Annotated in this window: 21 protein-coding genes and 1 tRNA gene; 4 read left to right on the top strand and 18 right to left on the bottom strand. The window is 42.0% G+C overall.

Annotated features, from left to right (window positions below; genetic code table 11):
• Nucleotides 1-193 precede the first annotated feature (193 nt).
• The 14 genes from LX92_RS09065 to LX92_RS09000 form a co-directional block, all read right to left on the bottom strand.
• Nucleotides 194-275: transfer RNA gene (locus LX92_RS09065), tRNA-Leu, on the bottom strand.
• Between the two features lie 534 nt (nucleotides 276-809).
• Nucleotides 810-1,055 carry a hypothetical protein gene (locus LX92_RS09060; protein WP_109649972.1) on the bottom strand — a complete coding sequence of 82 codons (246 nt, stop codon included), beginning with the start codon at nucleotides 1,053-1,055 and terminating at the stop codon, nucleotides 810-812.
• Nucleotides 1,056-1,082: 27 nt separating this feature from the next.
• Entirely contained in the window at nucleotides 1,083-2,111 is a 1,029-nt protein-coding gene (locus tag LX92_RS09055) for a relaxase/mobilization nuclease domain-containing protein (RefSeq protein WP_109649971.1), read from the bottom strand.
• Nucleotides 2,108-2,449 carry a plasmid mobilization protein gene (locus tag LX92_RS09050; RefSeq protein WP_165357355.1) on the bottom strand — a complete coding sequence of 114 codons (342 nt, stop codon included), beginning with the start codon at nucleotides 2,447-2,449 and terminating at the stop codon, nucleotides 2,108-2,110. Before LX92_RS09050 ends, LX92_RS09055 begins: the two co-directional genes overlap by 4 nt.
• Before the next feature lie 172 nt (nucleotides 2,450-2,621).
• Complete coding sequence (locus LX92_RS09045; RefSeq protein WP_109649969.1) at nucleotides 2,622-3,107, bottom strand: hypothetical protein; 486 nt, start codon at nucleotides 3,105-3,107, stop codon at nucleotides 2,622-2,624.
• The gene (locus tag LX92_RS09040; RefSeq protein WP_109649968.1) at nucleotides 3,104-3,892 is read right to left on the bottom strand and encodes a hypothetical protein; all 789 of its coding nucleotides are present in this window, start codon (nucleotides 3,890-3,892) and stop codon (nucleotides 3,104-3,106) included. Before LX92_RS09040 ends, LX92_RS09045 begins: the two co-directional genes overlap by 4 nt.
• Before the next feature lie 29 nt (nucleotides 3,893-3,921).
• A complete protein-coding gene (locus LX92_RS09035) occupies nucleotides 3,922-4,959 on the bottom strand; it encodes a nucleotidyl transferase AbiEii/AbiGii toxin family protein (RefSeq protein ID WP_109649967.1) in 1,038 nt (345 codons plus the stop codon).
• A complete protein-coding gene (locus LX92_RS09030; RefSeq protein WP_109649966.1) occupies nucleotides 4,952-5,554 on the bottom strand; it encodes a DUF6088 family protein in 603 nt (200 codons plus the stop codon). The genes LX92_RS09035 and LX92_RS09030 overlap by 8 nt, the downstream gene beginning before the upstream one ends.
• Nucleotides 5,555-5,960: 406 nt before the next feature.
• Nucleotides 5,961-6,200, bottom strand: coding sequence for a hypothetical protein (locus LX92_RS09025; protein ID WP_129654155.1), 240 nt, complete (start codon nucleotides 6,198-6,200; stop codon nucleotides 5,961-5,963).
• On the bottom strand, nucleotides 6,187-6,987 hold the full coding sequence (locus LX92_RS09020) for a PRTRC system ThiF family protein (RefSeq protein ID WP_170117816.1): 801 nt from the start codon (nucleotides 6,985-6,987) through the stop codon (nucleotides 6,187-6,189). The genes LX92_RS09025 and LX92_RS09020 overlap by 14 nt, the downstream gene beginning before the upstream one ends.
• Nucleotides 6,977-7,687, bottom strand: coding sequence for a hypothetical protein (locus LX92_RS09015; RefSeq protein ID WP_109649963.1), 711 nt, complete (start codon nucleotides 7,685-7,687; stop codon nucleotides 6,977-6,979). The genes LX92_RS09020 and LX92_RS09015 overlap by 11 nt, the downstream gene beginning before the upstream one ends.
• Nucleotides 7,687-8,730 carry a hypothetical protein gene (locus tag LX92_RS09010; protein WP_109649962.1) on the bottom strand — a complete coding sequence of 348 codons (1,044 nt, stop codon included), beginning with the start codon at nucleotides 8,728-8,730 and terminating at the stop codon, nucleotides 7,687-7,689. Before LX92_RS09010 ends, LX92_RS09015 begins: the two co-directional genes overlap by 1 nt.
• A gap of 2 nt (nucleotides 8,731-8,732) precedes the next feature.
• Nucleotides 8,733-8,948 carry a PRTRC system protein C gene (locus tag LX92_RS09005; RefSeq protein ID WP_109649961.1) on the bottom strand — a complete coding sequence of 72 codons (216 nt, stop codon included), beginning with the start codon at nucleotides 8,946-8,948 and terminating at the stop codon, nucleotides 8,733-8,735.
• 12 nt (nucleotides 8,949-8,960) lie between these two features.
• Complete coding sequence (locus LX92_RS09000) at nucleotides 8,961-9,446, bottom strand: PRTRC system protein E (RefSeq protein ID WP_109649960.1); 486 nt, start codon at nucleotides 9,444-9,446, stop codon at nucleotides 8,961-8,963.
• 533 nt (nucleotides 9,447-9,979) lie between these two features.
• Between LX92_RS09000 and LX92_RS08990 the strand changes: the two genes are divergently transcribed.
• From LX92_RS08990 to LX92_RS08975, 4 genes are all read left to right on the top strand, one after another.
• On the top strand, nucleotides 9,980-12,106 hold the full coding sequence (locus tag LX92_RS08990; RefSeq protein ID WP_109649958.1) for a DUF262 domain-containing protein: 2,127 nt from the start codon (nucleotides 9,980-9,982) through the stop codon (nucleotides 12,104-12,106).
• 353 nt (nucleotides 12,107-12,459) lie between these two features.
• On the top strand, nucleotides 12,460-12,786 hold the full coding sequence (locus tag LX92_RS08985) for a helix-turn-helix domain-containing protein (protein WP_109649957.1): 327 nt from the start codon (nucleotides 12,460-12,462) through the stop codon (nucleotides 12,784-12,786).
• 43 nt (nucleotides 12,787-12,829) lie between these two features.
• Nucleotides 12,830-14,188 carry a toll/interleukin-1 receptor domain-containing protein gene (locus tag LX92_RS08980; protein WP_109649956.1) on the top strand — a complete coding sequence of 453 codons (1,359 nt, stop codon included), beginning with the start codon at nucleotides 12,830-12,832 and terminating at the stop codon, nucleotides 14,186-14,188.
• Nucleotides 14,185-15,708, top strand: a complete 1,524-nt coding sequence (locus LX92_RS08975; protein WP_109649955.1) for an argonaute/piwi family protein — start codon at nucleotides 14,185-14,187, stop codon at nucleotides 15,706-15,708. The genes LX92_RS08980 and LX92_RS08975 overlap by 4 nt, the downstream gene beginning before the upstream one ends.
• A 224-nt stretch (nucleotides 15,709-15,932) precedes the next feature.
• On the opposite strand, the gene LX92_RS08970 is transcribed toward LX92_RS08975, so the two are convergent.
• Genes LX92_RS08970 through LX92_RS08955 form a run of 4 tightly spaced genes read right to left on the bottom strand, consistent with a single transcriptional unit; the run spans nucleotide 15,933 to nucleotide 22,911 of the window.
• Nucleotides 15,933-20,948: a helicase-related protein gene (locus LX92_RS08970; RefSeq protein ID WP_109649954.1), complete on the bottom strand. Its 5,016-nt coding sequence runs from the start codon at nucleotides 20,946-20,948 to the stop codon at nucleotides 15,933-15,935.
• Nucleotides 20,949-20,954: 6 nt separating this feature from the next.
• On the bottom strand, nucleotides 20,955-21,320 hold the full coding sequence (locus tag LX92_RS08965; protein ID WP_109649953.1) for a hypothetical protein: 366 nt from the start codon (nucleotides 21,318-21,320) through the stop codon (nucleotides 20,955-20,957).
• A gap of 12 nt (nucleotides 21,321-21,332) precedes the next feature.
• A complete protein-coding gene (locus LX92_RS08960) occupies nucleotides 21,333-21,647 on the bottom strand; it encodes a hypothetical protein (RefSeq protein ID WP_109649952.1) in 315 nt (104 codons plus the stop codon).
• A 4-nt stretch (nucleotides 21,648-21,651) separates the two neighbouring features.
• Nucleotides 21,652-22,911 carry a hypothetical protein gene (locus LX92_RS08955; protein WP_109649951.1) on the bottom strand — a complete coding sequence of 420 codons (1,260 nt, stop codon included), beginning with the start codon at nucleotides 22,909-22,911 and terminating at the stop codon, nucleotides 21,652-21,654.
• Between the last annotated feature and the right edge of the window lie 9 nt (nucleotides 22,912-22,920).

The following is a 22,920-nucleotide window of genomic DNA, read 5'->3' as shown; positions in this document are numbered from 1 at the left end:
ATCTATTTCTAAATATTTGCTAAAAGATTTAAGCAAAGCTGTAAAACTTAAAAATGCTCGCATTTGAAATCAATTAAGACTAAATCGTGTTATAAGATGAGGAATGCAGAAATGTTGTACCTATGTTATACCCATGCCTATTTTCTGTGAGCTTTTGAAATAAAAAAGCCGAAGAGAAATCTTCGGCTTTAAGTGCGGGCGGGGAGACTCGAACTCCCACGCCGTGAAGCACTAGATCCTAAGTCTGGCGTGTCTACCAATTCCACCACGCCCGCTTTTTCAATATTTTAAGAACTTTTATTTGGATAAATCCTAAGTCTACCATGTCTACCAATTCCGCACCCGCATATTAATATTTTTATGAACTTTTTCTTGCTTAGCCCCTAAGTCTAATCTGCTCATATAAGCTTCAATATTAATTATACTGATAAAAAAAATCCGAATAATTTGAAGGGTTAGTGATAATTTTAAGAATCTAGTAATGCACTTTAAATAGGGGGACTTGTAATTGAAGAAAAATGCTATGTAAATCTAGATTTTCAAACTTACATACCTAATAAAAGGCAGGAAATATGACCTATAATAATTGATAAGATTGCAAACTCTTTACATTAAGCCTTTTCATCATGATTCTTGAATTGTCCTTAAAGTCAATTAAGTAACATTAAAAAAATTTGACTCTTTACAAAATCCACTTATTGTAAAGAGACTGATTATATTATCGAATCATTTTTAGATATAGCCCAAAATCTTAGCTAGGTAAATTTTTTTAAAATGTTATCTTGTGAAGCCATTTTCTACCTTTCCTTCTATTCGTTCAAAGTAATATAATAACCATTGTCAACCTTAATCGAAATCTCCCCTCTGCGAAGTTTTTGATTGACCGAATCAATGTCCTCATAAGCATACAGATATTTTTTACCAACCTTAAAAAAGCTAACTAGACCCAGTTCCCGTAAAGCTTGCATTATTTGGCCATTATAGGATACACCAAGCTTTTCGCAAAATGCCTTTCCGGTCAAATTAAGTGGCTGTATGTTTACCTGGTTGCCCATTAAATTCCAATAATACCCTACCCTATTTTATTTCCCTGTTCTCCTTCTTTTCTTCTTTCGCTTCCTGCGGTCGAAATCTTCCAGTTCCATTTTGAACGGAGTGAAAGGTTCGTCATCTAGGCCATCCTTTTGAGTGCCTCCCAAATCGTATTTTGGTTTTCCACCAATTTGGACTGTCCCTCCCTCAGCATCTTTTGCCTTTCCGATAGTGTTACTTGATTGGCCTGTATCCGGAGCAACAACTCCTTTATTTCCTTGTTCTGGATGATTATTTTCGAGAATAACTGCACGGTCTCTGATTTGTTCATAATCGATCTTTTTTATGATGTTGTTCCATGAATATTTTCGGCCTAGGCTGCTGCCCTTATAAATCACTTCTTCATATTTGAAGGAGATACCGGAAACCCTTCCCGTGGTCTTGCTGATATTGAATTTTGGCCGGATATTTCTTGACAGCAATTCATAGAGGAATTCCTCTGTAGTAGCTGAACGTTTTAACGCTTCCCTCAAATGATGTTGAAGCAGGCTTTTAATCGGTGCTTTGCCTGTCCGGAGCGATTTTTCTATCTCTTTTTGAGTTAGTGCCGCCTCTCTTTCCAAGCTTGCGTCCGGTAGCTCTGAAAGACCAAATTTCTTTTCCAGCTTGCGTACCAAGCGTTCGCTGCGCTCGTAGTCCCTACTATCGCTGACCAGCGCTCCAGATAGTTTTACCCTATTGGCAACGATATGGATGTGTTGATGGCTTTGGTCGTCATGGCGGTACATGATATATTGGTTGTCATCGAACCCCATTCCCTTGAGATAATCCAATCCTATCGAAACGAATTCACTATCACGCATCTTATCGCCCGGCGGCAGGTTCAGGGACACATGATAGACCGCTTTGCCAAGTCTCGGGCGTAACTGCCGAATTAAATTGAACTCCTTGGTCATATCGACCGGGCTGCCCAATTCTATATTCGCATCCAGCACAGTGGCCTGGCCCAGTTCCACCTTTTGTTGGTTGTAGGCCAACAGTCCATAAAAATCCTTGCCCTTTATCTGTTTTGCAATCATTTGTTGGTGATATTCGACTTTAATTCATGCAAGAGGTGCCGCAACTCTCCCAAGCGACGATACAAGTCTTTAGGGGAATGCATACGCAAATGTGCGTTTTTGGTCAGTTGGTTGATGTTGTTGCCGATCCGGCTCAACTCGACGAACAATCGTCTGTCCTCCGGTGTCACCTTGGTTCTTGGTAGCGGTCTGCCCGTTACCTTTTTACGGATGTAGTCCGGTATGCCCATGCCCAACGTGGCCGCATTTCTAGAAACTATAAGGTATTCATTGACCGTCATGCGTACATTGACCCGTATCGCTTTCAATGATTCAATATCCTTTTTTGGCCGTGCCATAATCCAGGGGTTTGGGGAGGATCCCCGACAAGCCTCGCGAACGAAGTGAGCGGTTTTTGCTTGCAAAAACATGGCTTGCTACGTGACCTCCGATTAACTTAGGCCAAACCTAAAACATATCGCAATTCAGTAAGGACTTTGTCGTACACCGAGTGTTGTACGGTAAATGGATTCAACAAAGTTTTACGTCCTCGAAAAGGGTTTTGAGAGAAGCCTCGGCTTCAGGAACCTCAAAATATCTATGGGATTCCAATACGAGATGCTTTAATGCAGATCTATAGCGAGCTTTGCCATGGGCGTTGTCCTCATAAAAAGTACAGGGGTCTTTGGGATGCACCTCCATGGGTGTGGTAAAGGATTTTATGTCCCTGTTCATATACTCGAACCGTTGGGAAGCCCTTCGGTGGATACCCTGAAGGGTAAGCTCTTCGGGGTATTTGGGTACATTGTAATAAAGCTCTTCCAAGATGACGATAAAGGCCCGTCTACGCGAAAGTTTCGGTTTTTGAGAAGCGATGCCGATTGCATTTTGTACATCACGTACCAAACGCTCGGCCAATAAAACCTGTGACCGGGAATATTCCTTGCCGTTGACCTCGGGATGTTCCTTCTTGGCCAAATCTTCCAGATAGCTGAGCAGTTTTTCCGACGGAATCATAATTTAGGTCCGCCCCTGCGTTTGTTTATGTTTGGAGTTCGCTCTATAGCATTTACCAAGACCTTGGCAAGTTTTTCGGACCGAAGGGAGAGGCCGAGCAGGTGTTGTTGCACTATAGAACCCGCCAACAAATAATCGGCCATTGTAGTCTTCCCAGGCCAGAGCTTTGCCTTTACGACAAGATGTAGCAGTACTTGTTCGTGGGCATCGAGACTATAGCGTGCATTTTCCAGTTCCTTATCAAAATTTTTGAGATAAGCTTCGGGGCGTGGTTTCTTTTCTTTCACGGTTTTCTCCACTTTTTTCCATTGGGCCTGCGTCGAAAAACGCGCTGTTAAATAAGCTATGGAGAATCGGCCATATTCCCATTTTCGGTATGACGTAGCTTGGTCCAATAGTTCCATTTCTACAAAATCCGCTAGCGGTTCATTGGACAATGGCCGTTTCAAATCACATTCGATATTTTGGAGTGCTTCCAACTGTAACATCGCAGGACTATCCAGATTGTTCATCAGATGTCTTACAAAGGTTTGGGATAGGTCGAACAGTGGTTGTTTGCCTTCCAGAATTGCCTTTAACAGCAGTTCCCGTTGCCCTTCGGATACCTCGTCATAATGAAGCCCATACGTAAAGATGGCCGTGATGAGGGTTTTCAGTTGCTCGTCCGAAAGCGTGGTCTTTTTGTGGGAAGGGGAAAGACCATCCAGTTCACTGATGACCTCAACGAAAGACTGTCGGTCTATCGGCCGACTGAAATCCAGTACTTTATATAGGGTTTCCGACATGGTATAAATTTAATCAATATAGATTGTTCTCAACTTTTAGGCAAGGGAAATTCCACTCCCATTCTCCAATTCAAAGCGTTCATCTTTTCTAAAAATCCTTGGATTCCTTTGACCAAATTTTCATAGGCTGGGGAATCCCCATAAATCATTTGCTCTTGCATGGTTTTATAATCTGCCTTCCAATCGTCCTCATACTCAGGGGGTGGGATGGGCCGTATATCCTGAGGTCGATGCAGATTATAATCGACCCCACCAAGTTTTGTGAATACATATCTATGATTTACAATGGTTTCATATAAACCTTTGTCGTGGATGGCATTGACCGCAAATTCCGTTTTCGATAATTGGAAAATATCGTACAAATGACGGCTTAACCTATCTACCCTTATCTTTTCCTTGGGACGTTGGAATTCCTCATGCAATAGGAAAAGTTTTTCCAAAAAAGTCCTTTCAGGGGTTACGGATGGGACATTTACTGGAGACTCGACAAATTCGGCATCGGGATATTCTTCGTCAACAAAGGAGTTTATCGGTTTTAATCGAAAAGGTTCCCTTAAGGAGCGACAGCCAATCTCGACCTGTACTCTTGGTTGGATGTATCCGGGGGATTTGGTAAGATAGGGATAGTAGATTTCTATGATACGGGGGTCTTGGTCACTTGATTCGGCCTGAATGATATTGAAACCCACATCCTTAAATCCATTGCTCTTGAATCGCTGCTGCAACTCTGGATAAAATTTCCCTGAAATATAGGAGCTGGTTTCTTTTCGGAGCTTGGTCAATTCTTTTTTTGATAGTTCCCCAGAATATCCAAAAAATCCACGGTCAGCGGCAAGGTCGATATCTTCGCTAAATCGATCTATCAGTTTCCAAGCCTTGCTTAGCGACGTCCCGCCTTTAAATACCAAATGTTCCGCTATCCCCATTTCAAATATTATTCCCAATGTACGGACGACCCACCAGTCCTTTTCAGCAGCAAAATCGGGGATACCCGTTTTGTTTTCTACATTTTTAAAGATGGCAAGCCGATCTTCTTTGGGTATATCGTAGAATGTCATTTTATCCATTGTCCAAGCTCTTTTCCATAATTTTCCGTATCCATGCCGGAGCCAATGCTATATCGTGAAGCAGGTCTTTTTGGTCTTCTTTTTTCAATAGGGCAATAATCTTTGCTTCTTCCTCGTCCGTTAATTGTTCCTTTCCGATCTCGCGAAGGGCCTGTATGACCAGTCTGCTTATCTCGCCCTTGGCCGATAAATTCTTGGGGGTGGTCTTCTTTAGTTTTATGCTTCGCTTCCCCAATTTTATTTCCCGGGGAGCTCCATCGGTAAGAAAGACAAGTTTCATGGGTACCTGTGTGCTAAGCCCCAATGCACTTAAGGCATACACTCCGGTAGGCACCAACCTGATCTTGTCCCTTTTGGCTATTGCCCTAGCAATTTCCTCTGCCGTTGGCAATACCTCTCCCGCATATTTACTTGTCTTGGGGCGTATATAGATTCCTTGGGCCACTCTTTTTATATAACCTTCTTTTTCAATCCTGTGGAGAGCTAGCCGTATGGCTTCAGGGGAACCCAATCCCCGAAAATCATCGGGGAACACTAATTCTCCCCGCTCCTTTTTGGAAATGGATTTTTTTATTTTGGACTCAACACTCTGCATAACACATTCATCTTATCTGTAACAAATTTAGTAAATTTTTGTTACAGAATACCTTTGGCTATTAATCTATTCCTACAATAGTTGCCTTCAAATTTGTTTGCGTAAAAAACGGTAAAATATCTTAAATACGGGAATCAACGGTACACACACCGAACAAAGTTCTCGTACACTATGGAACTACAAAACACGTTCCGCAAAGGTATGGGACCCCGATAGGGGCTTCCATACGTTTGCGTCCCGTTTCGAGGGGTTTGAAAATCAGTAGCCGGAAAGACGACCGAATGCGAGCCAGCGCAGCGTGCTCGCTTGGTCAGGCTTGAAGGTGGAGGGTTTTCAACTCCCGCAGAAACCATGGGGAGGGAGAGAAAAAGACGGACAAATAAGATCGATCAGTCCAATGATATGGTCAGGAGTACGACCTCGGCCATCTTTTAGCGATATAATATCCCCAGACCGATAGTTCCATTGCCCCGAAAAGCCATATCAAGTCCTTGATAAATGGAATGCCGACCATGATGAAAAGAAATAGCAGTAACGGTATTCCCAAAAAACGTTTGAGCCTGAGCATTCCCTGTAGAATGATCCACATAAAAATGATGAATCCCAAAAAGGGAAGCTTTTCGTATAGAATTTCAAGCGATAGCATGCACATTGGATTTTATGGGGAGCGGATTCGTCCTGCCTGTTTCAAGGTTTACGAATGCCCCGTGATATTTGATTTTTTTGTTCACTAAAAGTTCGTAGAGGCAATGGACGGCCATTGACGACAGGGCATCATTGATGAACAGCGATTGTTCCTGCAACTTGTCCGCATAGCTACACCCTTTACCCTGTTCCACCTCATCCTCCATTTTTGATAGGTCGGGGAACAAATCAACTATATGATCTAACTTTTGGTTTTGCACCTCCCTATTCGAAGGCCGATCATTGTGTTGCAGATTTCCGAGGACATACTGACCAAAGTATTTCCCGTTGCCCAAATCCAACCAATAATGTTGGTTCTCATAGGGATAGGAACTTGAGTGTGGGTGTTCCAACACCTTTGCCAGTTCCAACCTAAAATCGGCACCGTCCACACAGCTAATGATCAAATTGGCGTGCAATCTTTTATCGTCCGCACCTATCCGTTCGGGAACGGCATCCCATTGCAGTCCGAAGGTATGGTTGACCTTGGTTACGGCACAAATGGCCTTGTTGCCCCCAACATCCTGTGGGGCGTACAATTGTCGGCCCACGTTCGAAGGCTGTACCATATCCCCGTCGAAAACGGTCACATAGATGCCTGGATGCCCCAACTGCACCAAGGCATGGTCGAGCCTTGCCAAACGTGCCAACACGAGGGAACCATTGCCCCCTGCCCCGACCAACGCAATGGTTATGGGATGGGTGGGAGCGAAAAAATAATTCGGGGCGTAGTGGTAATCAGTTTTCATAGACATGCTGTAAAAGTTGGTGGTTCGGGAGTAAAAGGGCTTCCTCGAAATGCATTGTCTCGTGCATCTGGAGCATCAACTCAGTGTAGTTTCCGTTCAGCAGATGGTCGTGGTTCGTATGGGTAAACACGGACAGGAAAAATTGCTTTTCCACAAAGGCCATGATGTCCTCATAAAAGTCCAAATGGCGATAGTGCAATGTCGCATCGCCCATGCACACCTTTCCAGAGGCGTATACATTCATAAAAGGGGCATGGTAGAGTTCCGTATCGTCATGGATCGGCTTTTTTCGTGTTATCGCGAAAACGGACAGCGATTCCCCCGAAAGGGAAAATACCAATTTGGGTATGGGGTATGTTCCCGTAGGTATGTCCAATTGCTCTTTAAAAAGTAGCCTTTCCACGGGTCGGTCACAATACCAGACCAATTGCAATGTCCCCTTGTCCCTAAAATAGAGCAATTGTTTGGGCAACCGACCCTTAAAGGAAAACTCACTTTGGTCCACATCGACCAATTTGAGCATGTCCCTTACCATATCCATGGTAAGCGGAGACCCTGCCCCCAATTTCCCGTTTCGAACGGTATGCCTTGAAAAGTAACATTCGTCTCGTCCGTAATACCCGTTTATGGCCTCATAGCCTATGATGGCTATTTTGGGTTCAAAATGAAATTTCGGGTCGTGTAGGGTGTTTTCTTCCATCAGAGTTTTTTTAAGAGTTCGTTCAAACGGTCCATAAAATTGAAAACGGCATTTACCTGCCCTTCCTCCCGCATAAAAAAGGCCTTGGTCTCTTTACCAATGGTAAGGGAGGTATCGTAGATGGCATGGGAGTAGCCATACTGCGCAATCTCGTTTACAAAGTTGATATAGCCGTTTTCCAGTTGGGAATCCTCACTATCCAAAAAGACGATCAGGTCGTCAACTTCCATATCCATATCGTCTTCCAAGAAACAAAGGTTGGCAAAGGCATTGAATTCAATGGCAGGGGCTTCCAACAGCAAATCCCGCATCATTTTGAACAAGGTGTTCTTTGGACGGTAGCCACGCATACAGGCCAGCCAATCGAAATCCTCGTACTCTGCATAATCGGAAGCATGTGCCTCGATAAAGCACAGAACGCATGGCTCCTCGGCACAGCAGTCTGTCTTGGGGTCGGATTCGGATTCCGAGACCTCGAATGACCATTCGAGCAAACATTCCAAGAGGTAGCCCATCCGTTTGAATACATTGTCAAAGGGCAATGAATGCACAAAGGACAGCAGGCTAGCGAACAATTTTGGACTGCGGATTCGCAGCGAAAATATCGGGGCCATTGGAATCGCCCAAATATGGTGCGCCTCAAAAACGGGTTTCATGACAAGGATGCCATTATTTCCCTCTTGTGTACATACCTCCTTTACCATAGCATCCGGAATTTCCCTGTGCAATCGTTGCAATTGTTCGAAGAACCGCATTTCAGGGCTACCGTTCATCAATGCGATTTCTTTGCCCGAAAGCGTGTCCAACGCATTTTTCGTTAGTGTGCCTAGCGTGTCCCATCGATTTTCGTCCCCATCGGCGAATACCTCGAATCGGGGCAAGATCGGTATGGTCAGGTCAGAAAAAAACAATCCCCTTGTTGGATGTGTTTGGGTCTTCGTGTTCCCGATGACGGCTTCGTCCGCGAATCCAGAATGCCGAACAAGGCCTTGTGGAAGTGTGACAGTTCCTCTTTTGATGGTATGTGCTTCTTTTTCATTCATCGCTATCCTTTGGTTCCCGCTATGGTCTTGAACATAATTTCATGACGACCCTCGACAATGCCATTGTCCACGATCTTGGCGTTGGTCAGTTCGGGATACACCGAGGCATAGTGGTCTTTGATTTGATCCGGTGTCCAGTTCGGGTCGATGTCGTCCAAGACGGATTCACCCGAAACGTTCTTTAGCATAAATTTTCGTTCCAATCCTAATACTTCCATAATGCTTGTGGGTTAAAAAAAGGTGGGTTGTTGATAGGCTTTCATATCCTCGATGGTTTTTTTTGCCAAAGCGTCGTTTTCATCGAGTTCCAGTACTTTGTTGGCCAGATCCACGGCCTTCTCGTGTTCGACCATAGGGTTAAATTTCTTGCCCTTGACCAGTTCCTTTAGGTCGGACAGGGCCTTTTTCTTTTTCTCCTTGCGGTCGTTCGCCATTTTGGTCTTTTCTTCGGCCTTTTTCAGGTTGCTGAGATAGCCGTTGGCATTGTCGAACAGGACTTTTGTTTCCTGCATGGGTTTCCCCAACCGATCCAAAAAGACGGTATCGATTTCCTCGATACTGCCCTTGAGCGTGAAGGGCCTTATCGCTTTCAGGGCGTTGTCGCCCTCCGATGCCTTTGGGAGCAGGGAGACCGCACAGTTCGTACCGTGAAAGGAGACCGATATGGAGAATTGCCCGATGCCCGTCCTGCCCAAAGATTTAAAGAATGTTTCCATAGGTATTGCTTTTAATTGTTGTTACAAGATACCCCCAAGAACCTTTAAAACATTGAATATTAAGGGTTTAAACCACAATCAGCTTCTCCTTCCCCTAACCACAGAATACGCCCCGAAGGGGCGTTGAAACCGGTGTCTGCCTATTGGAGTTGGGCGGTGTAGTTGTACTTATCTGGATGAGCTTTGAGCGCCTATTAAATTTTTATGGAAATAATTGGCGATAGCTTTCTGGAGATCGAGGAAGTGATAATGTATTTATCTATTAAAATGTCCTATAAAAGGTCAATTAACGAGAATACTAAAAAAGACCAGGGTTGGGACACCTTGACAGAAGCAATAGCATTACGTTTAAACAGTCCCGTAAAATTCGCCGTTTTCTGGAACACTTACTGTTATCTTCTTCAACTCAATTAATTGGTTTTTATGTCTGGGAGAATTATCGCATTAATTCAATACTTTTATTGTAGGTATACTGCGTTTATATTCAATGATTGATGATATATTCTTGTTGTGCCTCATACAAAAGAAACTAAATGCAAGAATTAGAATCATTACAGAACATATTTAAAAACAGGATTTTCAAAATCCCGGACTACCAACGTGGATACGCTTGGACTACAAGACAATTAAAAGACTTTTGGGAAGATGTGGTAAACCTGCCACATGACAGATTTCACTATACAGGACTTCTATCTTTGAAAAAATTGAATAGACAAACTTGGTCTTCTTGGAATGACGAAAAATGGCTGATTGAAGATAGAGGCTATAAACCATTTCACATCGTTGATGGACAACAAAGGCTGACAACCTTTGTGATTTTTATTCAAGTTATTTCTGAATTGCTGAAAGAACTACCTTCAAATTCAGAGAATAAGGAAGATGATATTTATTTAGGTTCTTTCAGCTTGAAAGCTATCAAAGAATCATACCTTGTAATTGAGAAACCACCACAATTTATTATCAAGACATACAAATTTGGATACGAAACAGACAATCCAAGTTTCAAATTCCTAAAGCATAGGATTTTTCTTGAACGTAACAGCGGAAGTATTCAGGAAACCTTTTACACACTAAACCTTGAAAATTCTAAGAAGTTTTTCAAAGAGAATCTGGCCGAATTCTATAATGAGTATGGTCTGTCCGAAATTGAATCACTCTTTAAAAAGCTGACGCAAAACCTAATGTTTAACGTCTATGAAATTAGTGATGACTTTGATGTTTTTGTCGCTTTTGAAACAATGAACAATCGAGGGAAAAAGCTTTCCAACCTAGAACTACTAAAAAACAGACTAATATACCTCACAACACTATATGAAGAGGATGAACTGAAACCAGACGAACGAACTTCACTTAGAGAAAAAATCAATGACGCTTGGAAAGAGGTATATTATCAGTTAGGCAGAAATAAGAAATATCCCTTAAATGATGACGATTTTCTTGTAGCTCATTGGATCATGTATTTCCAATACTCAAGGGAAAAAGGAGACGATTACATTCGTTTTCTTCTTGAACAAAAATTTACTCCTCAAAATATCTACGCAAAAACAGAAGTAAAAGTAAGTTCCATACAAGAATTTGAGGAAATCAAAGAGAATGAAGAAACTGACCAAGAAGAAGTTGAAACAAACGGAAATGGAGAAGAAAAAACCGTTCTTCGCTCTAAACTTACACCGAAAGAAATTGAGGACTATGTAAATAGTCTTAAATCCGCAGCAGTTCATTGGTACAACACAAATCATCCAGTAAATAATCCTGACCTACCAGAGATAGAACGACTTTGGATTGACCGTTTGAATCGTATTGGAATCATTTATTTTCGTCCATTAGTCACAGTTTCTTACTTGTCAAAGATGGAAACTGTTGATAGAGTTGGACTTTTTCAAGCAATTGAACGTTTCATATTCGTAACCTTCCGACTCAGTAGAGCTTTTTCAACTTATAGAAATAGTGAATTCTATCGAGCAGCAAGACAATTAAGGAATAATGAACTCTCGATTGATACGATAATTGAAAGATTGAATGAACGAATGAACTACTGTTTCTACACGCCCCAAGAATCAGAAGAAACCTATTTTGACTATACATACTTTCAAAAATTCATTGAGAAGAAGTTTAAAAGTGGCGGTGGTTTCTACAATTGGAACGGCTTAAGATATTTCCTCTATGAGTATGAAATGGAAAAAGTACGACAAAGAGGTAGCCAAAAGATAGATTGGAAACTGTTTGTAAAAGGAGAAAAGGATAAAATATCAATCGAGCACATTTACCCTCAAACTCCTGACAAGAAGTGTTGGAAAGAAAGTTTTAGAGAATACAAAAAACAAGAACGACATTATTTTCAAGGCACATTAGGAAATCTTCTCCCCTTGTCTCAAAGCATCAATTCTAGCTTGCAAAATGACTGTTTTGTTAACAAGAAAAACCCAAAATACAATGATAGAAAAGACAAAATCAGACAAGGTTATTCAGACGGTTCACATTCAGAGATAGAAGTTTCAAATTATCCTGATTGGAACGCAGACACAATTTTGGAAAGAAGCATAAAGCTATTAGAATTTATGGAAAAGAGATGGGACTTAAAATTTGAGGACGAAAGGTCAATGGCGGAACTGCTTTTCTTGGATTTTATGTACGAGGAAGAAATTGAAGAAACGAAATAAAAGTACGAGGGACATCGATGGCCATGCGTAATGCTGGCGGAACTGCTAACATGAAACCGAGAACATTTAATAAACTAAGTGCTGAACGGAAAGGAAAGAGTCTTGAGATTCCGCACTGCGCATAGCCGAAACTTTTCTACATATTGTGTAAATCGTGCTTCTAGATTCAATGACTTAAAGCATAGGCAGCACATTCGTTTTTTTGCCGACAGACACAATCCAACGCTAAAAAACAAAAGAACTGCTTCTTTCCTTACTTATGGTATTTTCAAACAATCAAGAAAGGTTTTTTAACTAATCAATATACTTCACTAATTTTGTCATCAACTGACAAGTCAAAATATTCAAGTCAAATGAAGAAACATTTTGGAGAATACATCAGACAACTAAGAACCGATAAGGGATTTACGTTAACTCAGTTAGGTGCAAAACTCGAATTAGATTCAGCAAATTTGAGTAAAATAGAGAATGGAAAAAGGGATTTTGATGAAAAACGATTAAACCTTTTAGCCTCTGTATTTAATTTAAACTTAGATGAATTAAGGATTGAATTTCTTAGTCAAGTGATTGCAAAAAAAATTTACGAAAGTAGTTGCTCACTTGATGTTCTTCAAGTAGCAGAAAAAAAAGTTAATTATTTACGTCAAGCTAACTTAAAACAAAAAAGTTTAAAGTTTTAACTAATAGTAAACCAAGAAGTTACTGCAAACGACAATTTAGCGAATGAGAAATAAAATATTTATAAGTCACGCAACACCCGATGACAATGATTTTACTAGATGGTTAGCGTTAAAACTAATTGGATTAGGATACGAAGTTTGGTGTGACATTCTTTTTTTAGATAAAGGGGTTGATTTCTGGAGCAATATCGAAAAAGTTATAAGAGAAGATACCTGTAAATTTTTACTTGTTTCATCATCTTATTCAAATCAACGCGAAGGTGTTCTTAAAGAATTAGCAGTTGCAGCAAAAGTAAAAAAGCAACTGAAAGATGATAAGTTCATTATTCCATTAGCAATTGATGAACAACTATCTTACGATGATATTAATATTGATATTGTTAGGCTTAACGCTATCGATTTTAAAATGTCTTGGGCAAGAGGTTTGAAAGATATATTAGAAGCGTTCGAAAAACAAAAAGTTCCAAAAGAAGTTGCTGACGCTTCAAAAAGTAATTTACTTTATCAACAAATTTTTCTGCACGATAAAAGTGTAATTGAAAAAGAAGAAATTTATGACTCAAATTGGCTTTCGATATTGTCCTTTCCTGAAGAGTTAAGATTTCACGAATACAATTGGATGCTTCCTAAAAGATTTGACGTAAGAGAACTGACGTTTCCTGCTGTTCGTTACAAAAATTATCTCTGTACGTTCGCTTGGGCCTACGACTTTACATATCATTTACCTAAAACAGAAACATATCATAAGAGCAAAACAATTAGGATACCAACAGAGGAAATTTTATCAGGAAGTTATGATTCTAATTTTATTAGAAATGCAGAATGTAAAAGGCTAATAGTACAACTTCTTAATAAAGCATTTGAATTAAGGATGAAAGATAAAGAAGTTCAAGAATATGAAATGTCTAATAAAACCGCATATTGGCTCGAAAAAGGTAAGTTAGAAAAAGACAAATTTGAGAAAACCATGTTAGTCGGAAAGCAAAAAGATAAAAATTGGCATTTCGCAATTTCTGGAGCTTCAAAACTTTATCCCTTTCCTGTATTAATGATTTCATCACACATATTTTTTACGGCAGACGGAAAAAAATTGATTGACTCTTCAAGCGTTCAACATTCATCAAGAAGAAGACAAGGTAAAAACTGGTGGAATAATACTTGGAGAACCAAACTATTGGCATTTATTAAATATTTATCCGACGATGACACTTCCTTTTATTTAGAAATGGGTAGTGAAGAGAAAGTTTTTGTATCCAATGAACCAGTAAAATTTAAAGGTAACGTAAGCTATAATATTCCTGAAAAAAATACTCTTGAAGAAGAAGCTGAATTATCGGGCTTTAACCAAGGCGAAGATATCGAGGAGCTGGAAGAGTTGATTGAAAATTTAGAAGCTGAATGAAAGAACTTATATACATCGAAGAACCAAAAATACTATTTGCACACGGTCAAAAATGTACTGACGCCAGAGATGGACTTGCCTTATTTGGTCCATTAAATAATCTTTATGGCATTAAGAGTGGCGTTATTGGTACTAAACAAGGACTGAAAATATTTAGAGATTATTTAGACCACATACAAAAACCAATCTATAATAGTAACAGTATTACTAGACCGATGTTTCCCGGTTTTGAAGCTGTTTTCGATTGTAAATGGGAATCCACAGGAATCACATTTAAAGAAGTTACAAATGAAGATATTGGTAAATTTCTTTACAATAGCAGTACGCATAAGCGAACTTACGACTTAGTTTCCCTTTTTATAGACAAGATCATTTCTGCTAATAAAAATGAAGATGAAAATGTCGATGTATGGTTCGTCATTGTTCCAGATGAAATTTATAAATATTGCAGACCAAATTCAGTACTTCCCAAAGAAATGGTTCAGACTAAGGCACTAATGTCTAAATCAAAAGCAAAATCTTTCAGGTATGAACCATCACTATTCCCAGATATCAACATAGAATTAAAAGAACAAGAAAAAGAGGCTGAAACTTATAATTATGACGCACAGTTTCACGACCAATTTAAGGCAAGATTATTAAAACACACCATACCAACACAAATTTTTAGAGAAAGTACGTTGGCTTGGCGCGATTTCAAAAATGCATTTGGTCTGCCAATTAGAGATTTTTCTAAAATTGAAGGGCATTTGGCTTGGACAATTTCAACAGCTGCGTTTTACAAAGCTGGAGGTAAACCTTGGAAATTATCTGATGTCCGAAATGGAGTATGCTATCTTGGTTTAGTTTATAAAAAAGTTGAAAAAAGTAAAAACCCAAGAAATGCTTGTTGTGCAGCTCAAATGTTTTTAGATAATGGAGATGGTACGGTTTTTAAAGGAGAAGTTGGACCTTGGTACAATCCTAAAAATGGACAGTATCATTTAGAACCTAAAGAAGCGAAGGCTCTGTTAAGTCAATCCTTACAATCCTATAAAGAACAGATTGGAGAATATCCTAAAGAGGTATTCATTCACGCAAAAACAAGGTTTAATCATCAAGAATGGGATGCATTTTTAGAAGTGACACCAAAAGAAACTAATCTTGTCGGAGTAACCATTTCAAAAACAAAACCACTCAAATTATACAAAACTGAGGGAGATTATACAATTTTAAGAGGAAATGCATATGTAGTTAACGAGAGAAGTGCCTTTCTATGGACTGTGGGCTATGTTCCTAAAATACAAACTGCATTATCAATGGAGGTTCCTAATCCTTTATTTATAGAAATAAATAAAGGAGAAGCAGATATAAAACAAGTTTTAAAGGATATTTTATCTTTAACTAAATTGAATTATAATGCCTGCATTTTTGCAGATGGTGAACCTGTAACGTTAAGATTTGCGGACAAGATTGGAGAAATACTTACTGCGAGTACTGACATAAAAACACCGCCTTTAGCATTTAAATATTATATCTAATGCCAACGGACGAAACGAAACTGAATTGATATGCTGAAAAAAATTACACTGAAAGGAAAATAGAAAAAAGTGTTGGTCTTACCACCAACCAACCCAATTCAGATTAATTTCGGTTCAACTTCAACCTCAGTACTCTAATATAGTCGCTAGTTGCAACTTCTAAAATAGCCGCTCATTTATTGTCGGCGAGATATTGGATTTGCAATATTAGGTTTTGCGCAGGATCAGACCTTCACCGCCCTTTTTCGTTTGAGGTCTTTGATATCCTGTCTTAATACCTGCATTTTGGCCGTCTTTTCCCGAGGGAAGCCAATGGCCGTTTTCTTTCTATGGGTTTCCATCGAACGTAGGTTATAGTCCAGATCGAATTTTTTGGATCTGATTTCCCGCTGTATCTTTTGACATAGTTTGAAAAGTTGAAGGGCGACTTTTTCCGGGTCGAACCGCTGCTGTTTTCTGCCAACGATATGGAAATTCCTGAACTCCAGCCGATAGCAATAGAGATAATTGTTGTTTGAGGGAACATATTCCGCTTGAAAGACCAAATTGGCGTTCAGGGTTTGCAAGCGGGCAACTTGCTTGTGCTTTTGTATGTTCAGGTTCAAATTCGACCGTTCGACCATCGCCAGGCCCAATCCTTTGAAAAATGTTTTGGGTTCCCTTATGTTATGGACACTCGATTCGAGTTCGGAACCCGAAACGAGACCTAGCAAACTTCTTTGCAACTGGCCCATGTCCTCGGGTTCGATTTCATCCATGGGCAGGTTCAGCTGGCTGATCGTATTTTGCGCCCTCTCCAAATCGGCCACTTGGGAAACAATATGTTTGTTTTCCTTTTCGATGCGCTCGATGGCTTTGAAGGAATTGGCCTTGTTGAGCTCGTGCAACCGCTTTTGCGATTGTAGAAACTTTAGGTCATCCGAAAGCTTGACGAGTTGAAACTGGTCCATATCCCCAATCAACGCGGCCTGCATCTGTTCATAGGACAGGCTCTTGTCATCGGGAACGAGGTCGTCATAAATGCGCTTGTTCGGATCGGCCTCCCTGATCTGTTCCCGAAATCTTTCTTTATGGGTATTCAACGAATAGGAAAAGATGTCCGTGGAATCCTTGATGCCGTAAAATCGCTCCACCACCGTATTGCCATAGATTTGGGCCACTTCATTTCCCTTGCGCAGGCCCCGTCCGGCACGTTGGTCGAAGGCATCTGGGGAATAGGGAATGTCCATATGGAAGATGCCTACGACCCGTTTTTGGATATTCGTGCCCGTACCCAATACCTGTGTACTACCGAGTGCCACCCTAATCTCTCCATTTCGTATCTTTTCTTGCATGAAATCCGTTTTGTTCTTCGCCTTTTCCTCTTGGGCCAAGGCAATTTCATGGGCTGGAATGCCATAGTCTTCCCGAAGGATTTCGCGGACCGTTTCATAGGAGTTGTATTGTCCAGGTTTCCAAACGTTCAGGTCGGAGAACACCAAGCACACCCCTTTGTGCTCCGCTGTTTTTTTATAAAGCCCGGCGACATCCCGGCATAGACGCTGGAGTTTGAACTGGTCGAGTTCCGAAAAATCGATGGCGAGATTGTCCTTTGCCAAAGGGTCGATCAAAAGGGACCGGTTGATATTAAGTGCCGTTATGTGTGCGGACTTCATTTGGTCTGCGTTGTAAATGGGAACCTTGAACAGGGCATTTTGGTTGCGATCCTTTGTAAACCTGAGCGAGGCCTGTTTGAGTTCTTCATAGGCCGGTGTCGACTCTAAAATGATAAATTCCCTGTCCACTTCAAGGTCATGGGTCTTGAAATGTTTGTCCCTACAGATATGGGTAAAGGAGTTGTACATCTTGCTCAATTCGGGCAGATTGGTATAGTATCGAAATCGCGCATGCATCCTCGGATCCCCGAAAATGTTCGGTTCGATGCTTACGCTCTGCTTCAGGAAAATCGAGGCCCAGGCATCGAAATTGAAGATGTTCTTGCGCTTCAGTGCCGCAGGGGTAAGATAGCGCTGGTAGGCATACAGTTCGGTAACCGAGTTTTTTAGAGGGGTGCCGCTATAAAAAAAGATGTTTTTGTCGGGACCCATCCTGTGGTGGATGGATTTTATGCTGATTTCGAGGTCCAGGTTCCTTTGACTGTCCGAATGGTTGTTGAGGCCGGATACGTTCTGGTGCCGGGTCGTGAAGCCGATGTTCTTGAAATAATGGGCCTCGTCGATCATCAGGGCCTCGATGCCCAGATCGGTCAGTGTTGTCTCCGATTCCCCGGACCGTTCCTCCAATTTTTTTAAGGTCGCCTGCAACTTATCCTCCAAATGTTCCTTTCTTTTGATAAGGCCCTTAATCAGTTTCTTGGATTCCTTGATATTTCCGTATTCCCTTGCCGTTTGTAAGTCCTGTTCGATCATATCGATTTTTTCCCCGAGGATATGCAGGACGAAATGTCTTGATTTGGGAATCTGCTTTAAATGGCCGTGCTCGGCGATGATCAGGTCAATGGCCCTGTGGTTTTTAATCGTTTTCAAGGTCTTGGCCCTTTTGCCCTTGGCCATGTTCTTCGAACTTAATCGGAGGATGTTCAGTTGGGGAAAATTGGCCCTGATCTCGGCCTCGATCTGGGGGGCTACGCTTTTTAAGGTCAATAGCAAAGTTCTTTTGCTCTTCCCATGTTGTTTCAGTTTATGGGCCAGCATCGCCATGGAGAGGGTCTTGCCCTTGCCGACCTGATGATCGTTCAGGGCACTCCCTTTGGTAAGCCCGAAGAGGGTGGAATCGATCTGGTGTTGATAGGGCGGGTAGACCAAGGTATCGGGAAAGGTGAGCCATCCCTTGGGCACGGTGATATTGACATCGGCCAAAAAGGCCTGATAATAGTTGTTCTCAATGGTGGCCTTCAACTCTTGCCGCCCCTCGATAAAGGATTTGAAATGGAGCTGCAGTTCCTCGTAAAGGTTTTGGGCCATCAAGGTGGCATCCTTGTCCAGTTTCCTGATGGTCTTTCCCGATCGGTCCTTGTACGAAGTGAAAATGACCGGATACCTATTTTCCGCAAAATGTTGCAATATCCGTTTATAGTTCGCCTTGACCTCATGGCGGAGCACCACACTGAATCGTTCGTGGGCCTCTTGGTTAAAGTCCCTTGGGAACATCAAGGTCAAGGTGGAGTTGAACTGCGCCATATTGATCTGTACCTTCTCGCCTATGAGTTCCTCCAAAAAGGACTCCTTTGCGGAAATAGGAATAAAATGGCTTTCGAAATTGAACTCGATATCGTTCAGGTCCAACTTTGCGGGAAGCAGTTCCGTCAATGCCCGTTCCATTTTTTCCGTTTCGATTTCAAATGGTGGAGGATGGTTCCCGACATACTCGATCTTATCCTGGATATAGCCACTCGAAAATAGGAAATAGGGCACCACTGCATAGCCCGTTTCGGATTCCCTATCGGGCTCTAGAAAAAGGGAGCGGGTTTCCAGCCCGTTCAGCAACAGTTCCTTTTCGTTGGTCTTAAAGGCTCTTGTGATGGCTGCTATATCGATCTGTCCGTTATGGTCAAATTGGTAGCGCGCCATTTGTTCGGGATTCTCGAATCTGGGTTCCTTTGAGTCGGATGTATCTGTGCCAATTTCAGCAGAAGCGGTTTCATCGGGTTTGGTTTTGGCGCGGGGAGCCTTTAGAAATCGTTCCAGGGTGAACGACGGATTTTTGCCATAACCCTTTCCATCCTCCTTTTTCTCAAACTGTTGGCGGACCTGCTCGAAATAATGGTCGTCCTTCAGAAATATGAGATGCCCCTTTAGGAATCCCCACTTAAAATGGAAGGTGTCCAATTGGTAGTCCAAGTCCTGGAAGCGTCTGGCAACTTCTTGCTCTGGAAGTTCCCTTTTTTCGATATTGAGGTTGAGCAGTACGAGCTCGTTCCGCATACGGGCATAGTCCGCCACCAATTCTCTGATTTTATGGGGTACCTTTCTTGTGCTCTGTGGGTCGGTGTAAAACAAAACTTCGCCCTTCTTGTTAAAATTGTAGGTACCAAAAAACAACCGGGAGTATTGTTTGGCTTCTTTATCGTGCAAGGCAATCGGAGGTAAAACCGTATCGACGATAGGAGGCGTTGGTGGTGCTGCCGTTTGTTCCTCGGCTATGGCCTCCTTTGGCAAGGGTTCCGGTTTTTTCGGTATATCTAAAGGTGCCGGACCGACCTCGAACTTGAAACCATCGGATTGTCCTTCCAGAAAATTCGACAGGGATATTTCGTTAGGTTCAACAATAATGCTTGGCCTGTTGTGGAAAAAGCCGAGCTTGGGCGTACCGTGAACATTTCCCGGATTGTTCTTGAAAAAACGATTGGTCAGAAAGGATTGACCTTCCAGTTCAACGGCTTCGGTTTCCGCAAAATCCATTTCGTCGGTGGATAGCGTTTTTTTGTTGGAAGTCCTACGGTACACCAATAGATCGGATACGACCTTGGTGCCCTCGTTGGTGAACAAGTCCGTGTTGAAACGGTTGGCCAGGAGCAAGTCGTTCTCCAATAATATAGACTCCCTAAAACCATTGTAGGCACTTCGCTCGGCAAAGGCGGAAGAGGTAACCAAAGCCATGATCCCACCATAGCGTACCATCTTAGGGGCATAAAAATTAAAATAATTGCCCACGTTTTTGAGCGGGCCTTCCGTCAGGTAATCGTGTCGATACGCCTTGGTGATGGGAATGTCGCCAAATGGGATATTGGTCATGACCAAATCGAAACGGGCCTTTTCCACCTGATCCAGAAAAAAATCCTCAAAAGTGGTGTTCAGTACGGTTACACGGTCGTCTTTTTGGTTATTGGCCTTAAGGATCTCAAAGGATAGGATATCAGGTTCCAAAGCTGTGATATGGGCTTCGGGGAACACCTTTTTTAATTCCTGTACATAGGCCCCATTGCCAGCCGAGGGTTCCAGTATGGTCTTGGGTTCAAACCCATTTTTCTTTAGAAGACCGATCTTAAATTCGATGATGGTCTTGGGCGTGTAGTAACTGGTCAGATGGTACCGCCGCAACGAATCCAGAATTTCCTTAAAGGTTTCTGGAAAAGCCTGTTCAATCGTCCGCAATAACTGTTTCCCTTGCTCTTCATTTCCGGAGGCGGGATAGAACAACAGCTCCCCCAACTTGGCAAGTCCGGAATTGTTGATATAATAGTTCTTGGGATTCGATGCCTTTATCAAGGCAACGATCTGGGCCAAATGTTCCTGTTTCATCCCGGACTATTGAAGCGATTTCAGGATGGCCGCCCTGCCCTCGGCGTGTTTTTCGTTCAAGGCCCGATAGATATCCGACAGGGCTTCATTGGCATGCTCCAGCGCAAGGGGCCCAATGTGGCCGTCCTCAAGAAACTGTCCCTGTAATTTGGCGTGCAGGATATAGGCATTGATGGCAAAATCAAAACGGTATTCCGCAGCATCCAAACGGGCGGTCAGGTTCGGATAAGCCTCCAACGCGTAAAAACAAAAATGAAGGTCGGGACCACATTCCCCATTGGCAAGCTGACGCTCCCAGTCCTTGATCGTTTCCGGATGTTCGGCCCGGAATTTTTGGGTTTCCGAGGTAAGCAATAGTTCTGCCTGTGTCATAGATTGTATTTTTTAAGGTTTGTTTGACAGTGTAAAATCTTTCGCGTTTTCAATATTTGGACGCAGAGTTTCGTTCAATTCGATAAGGTGTTCGTACAAGGCGTTCTTGAACAGCATCACGCCTTCAAGTGAATCGAAGTGATAGAAAACGTGTCGCCCCTTTTCGGAGTGGATGAATAGTTCATAGGCCTGCTGCTCAGCACTTTCGCTCCATGGTTGTAATATTTCTGATGTAAAATCCAACAACGTGGTAATACTGTCCATAAGGAAAGCATCCCGTAGTAAGGGGCGTCCAGTTGTGTCCAAAATCGTTATCTCAAAAAGCATGGTGTCAAATGGAAAATTTAATTCTTCTTTTTTCTTTAGTCCCCAATGGTTCCAAGGGATTGGTACGGTTCATATATTCCCTGTAGCCACGGTAGTATTCGGGATGTTTGCTTTTTAGATTGGCAATGGGCCTATATTCCTTGAGTTCTGGTTTCTTGCCGTTTTTAGTCAACGCAAAATAGGTTTTGCCCGAACCGTAATGCTTTTTTAGCAGTAGGGTATCGTTGGTCTGCCGCAAGGGAATCTTGTCCACATCTATGAGATAGTCCTTCTTCTCAATAAGGTTTTTGACGACCTCGTACTTTAACCGTTTCGGGACGTTTTTGGATTCCAAAAAATCATCCAGCAATGTCCATTGCTTTAAAACATCGATACCTTCCACACTGTCCGTAGCCTTTAGGAATAATCTGTTCCCATGAATGCCTAGGGAAACGCCGTATTTGGTCTCGGCCAAAAAGGTTATTGATTTTTGTCCAAGTAATGTGCGGAATTCGCCTACCGAGAGATATAGGCGATTTTTTTCATTGGCGACTTTTAGATAGGGCACCAGTACGACAACGTTTTTTCCTAGGGTTGCTGGAACGAAAAGTCCCTCCAAACCTTGTTCGACCTGAATAGGCAACGTTTTGGAAAATTTGGGTAGTTTATCGCCAGGCGGCCCTAGAGTTTGGATGCCATTTTGTAGATGCCGATTGTATGAGTAAATATTACTTAAAGTATCGTTGAAAAGGTGGAGCAGCCTGTTTTTGGTCTGCATATCCAAATGGTCGACATCCCTTTGGAAATACCTGTGCTTCATAAACAAATGATCGGATCTGGAAGGATACAGGTGTTGAACCCTTTCCTTTAATAGCGAAATGGAATAGTTGCGCCAGACCGGACAATTGTTCACATGGGTAAAGGATATATAAGTCCTATTCTCTACCCTATGATACCCCAATAACAGTTTCATCAACTTATTTTCGTTTTCATGGATGGATATGCGACCTATAGGGGTAATATTCCGGTCTTTTTGGAACAGCTGGTCTTTACTTTTTAAAAGGGCCAACTGCTCTTTCAATGCCGTATTGATAAAACCCGATTCGGCCAATTTGAGATCACGGACATATCGCAACTTTCTGAGGTCGTTCAATTGATCGGTCGGAACGGCCTTAAATTCAAATTTTTTAAATGCACTGAAGTCGGGGTCCAAAAATTGGGACACAAAATTTTTGATCCTGTGGAAGAGTTTAATGGAATTGCGAATAGTGAGATACGATTTCATGGCTATCGG

This window comes from Maribacter polysiphoniae (assembly GCF_003148665.1).
GTDB classification, from domain to species: domain Bacteria; phylum Bacteroidota; class Bacteroidia; order Flavobacteriales; family Flavobacteriaceae; genus Maribacter_A; species Maribacter_A polysiphoniae.
The sequence above is the reverse complement of the archived record's forward strand: the minus strand, read 5'-3'. Positions and strand labels throughout refer to the sequence as shown.

Bases quoted from the DNA above. Each gene is read 5' to 3' on its own strand.
- LX92_RS09060 (WP_109649972.1), bottom strand. From the start codon at position 1,055: ATGGGCAACCAGGTAAACATACAGCCACTTAATTTGACCGGAAAGGCA.
- LX92_RS09055 (WP_109649971.1), bottom strand. From the start codon at position 2,111: ATGATTGCAAAACAGATAAAGGGCAAGGATTTTTATGGACTGTTGGCC.
- LX92_RS09050 (WP_165357355.1), bottom strand. From the start codon at position 2,449: ATGGCACGGCCAAAAAAGGATATTGAATCATTGAAAGCGATACGGGTC.
- LX92_RS09045 (WP_109649969.1), bottom strand. From the start codon at position 3,107: ATGATTCCGTCGGAAAAACTGCTCAGCTATCTGGAAGATTTGGCCAAG.
- LX92_RS09040 (WP_109649968.1), bottom strand. From the start codon at position 3,892: ATGTCGGAAACCCTATATAAAGTACTGGATTTCAGTCGGCCGATAGAC.
- LX92_RS09035 (WP_109649967.1), bottom strand. From the start codon at position 4,959: ATGGATAAAATGACATTCTACGATATACCCAAAGAAGATCGGCTTGCC.
- LX92_RS09030 (WP_109649966.1), bottom strand. From the start codon at position 5,554: ATGCAGAGTGTTGAGTCCAAAATAAAAAAATCCATTTCCAAAAAGGAG.
- LX92_RS09025 (WP_129654155.1), bottom strand. From the start codon at position 6,200: ATGCTATCGCTTGAAATTCTATACGAAAAGCTTCCCTTTTTGGGATTC.
- LX92_RS09020 (WP_170117816.1), bottom strand. From the start codon at position 6,987: ATGAAAACTGATTACCACTACGCCCCGAATTATTTTTTCGCTCCCACC.
- LX92_RS09015 (WP_109649963.1), bottom strand. From the start codon at position 7,687: ATGGAAGAAAACACCCTACACGACCCGAAATTTCATTTTGAACCCAAA.
- LX92_RS09010 (WP_109649962.1), bottom strand. From the start codon at position 8,730: ATGAATGAAAAAGAAGCACATACCATCAAAAGAGGAACTGTCACACTT.
- LX92_RS09005 (WP_109649961.1), bottom strand. From the start codon at position 8,948: ATGGAAGTATTAGGATTGGAACGAAAATTTATGCTAAAGAACGTTTCG.
- LX92_RS09000 (WP_109649960.1), bottom strand. From the start codon at position 9,446: ATGGAAACATTCTTTAAATCTTTGGGCAGGACGGGCATCGGGCAATTC.
- LX92_RS08990 (WP_109649958.1), top strand. From the start codon at position 9,980: ATGCAAGAATTAGAATCATTACAGAACATATTTAAAAACAGGATTTTC.
- LX92_RS08985 (WP_109649957.1), top strand. From the start codon at position 12,460: ATGAAGAAACATTTTGGAGAATACATCAGACAACTAAGAACCGATAAG.
- LX92_RS08980 (WP_109649956.1), top strand. From the start codon at position 12,830: ATGAGAAATAAAATATTTATAAGTCACGCAACACCCGATGACAATGAT.
- LX92_RS08975 (WP_109649955.1), top strand. From the start codon at position 14,185: ATGAAAGAACTTATATACATCGAAGAACCAAAAATACTATTTGCACAC.
- LX92_RS08970 (WP_109649954.1), bottom strand. From the start codon at position 20,948: ATGAAACAGGAACATTTGGCCCAGATCGTTGCCTTGATAAAGGCATCG.
- LX92_RS08965 (WP_109649953.1), bottom strand. From the start codon at position 21,320: ATGACACAGGCAGAACTATTGCTTACCTCGGAAACCCAAAAATTCCGG.
- LX92_RS08960 (WP_109649952.1), bottom strand. From the start codon at position 21,647: ATGCTTTTTGAGATAACGATTTTGGACACAACTGGACGCCCCTTACTA.
- LX92_RS08955 (WP_109649951.1), bottom strand. From the start codon at position 22,911: ATGAAATCGTATCTCACTATTCGCAATTCCATTAAACTCTTCCACAGG.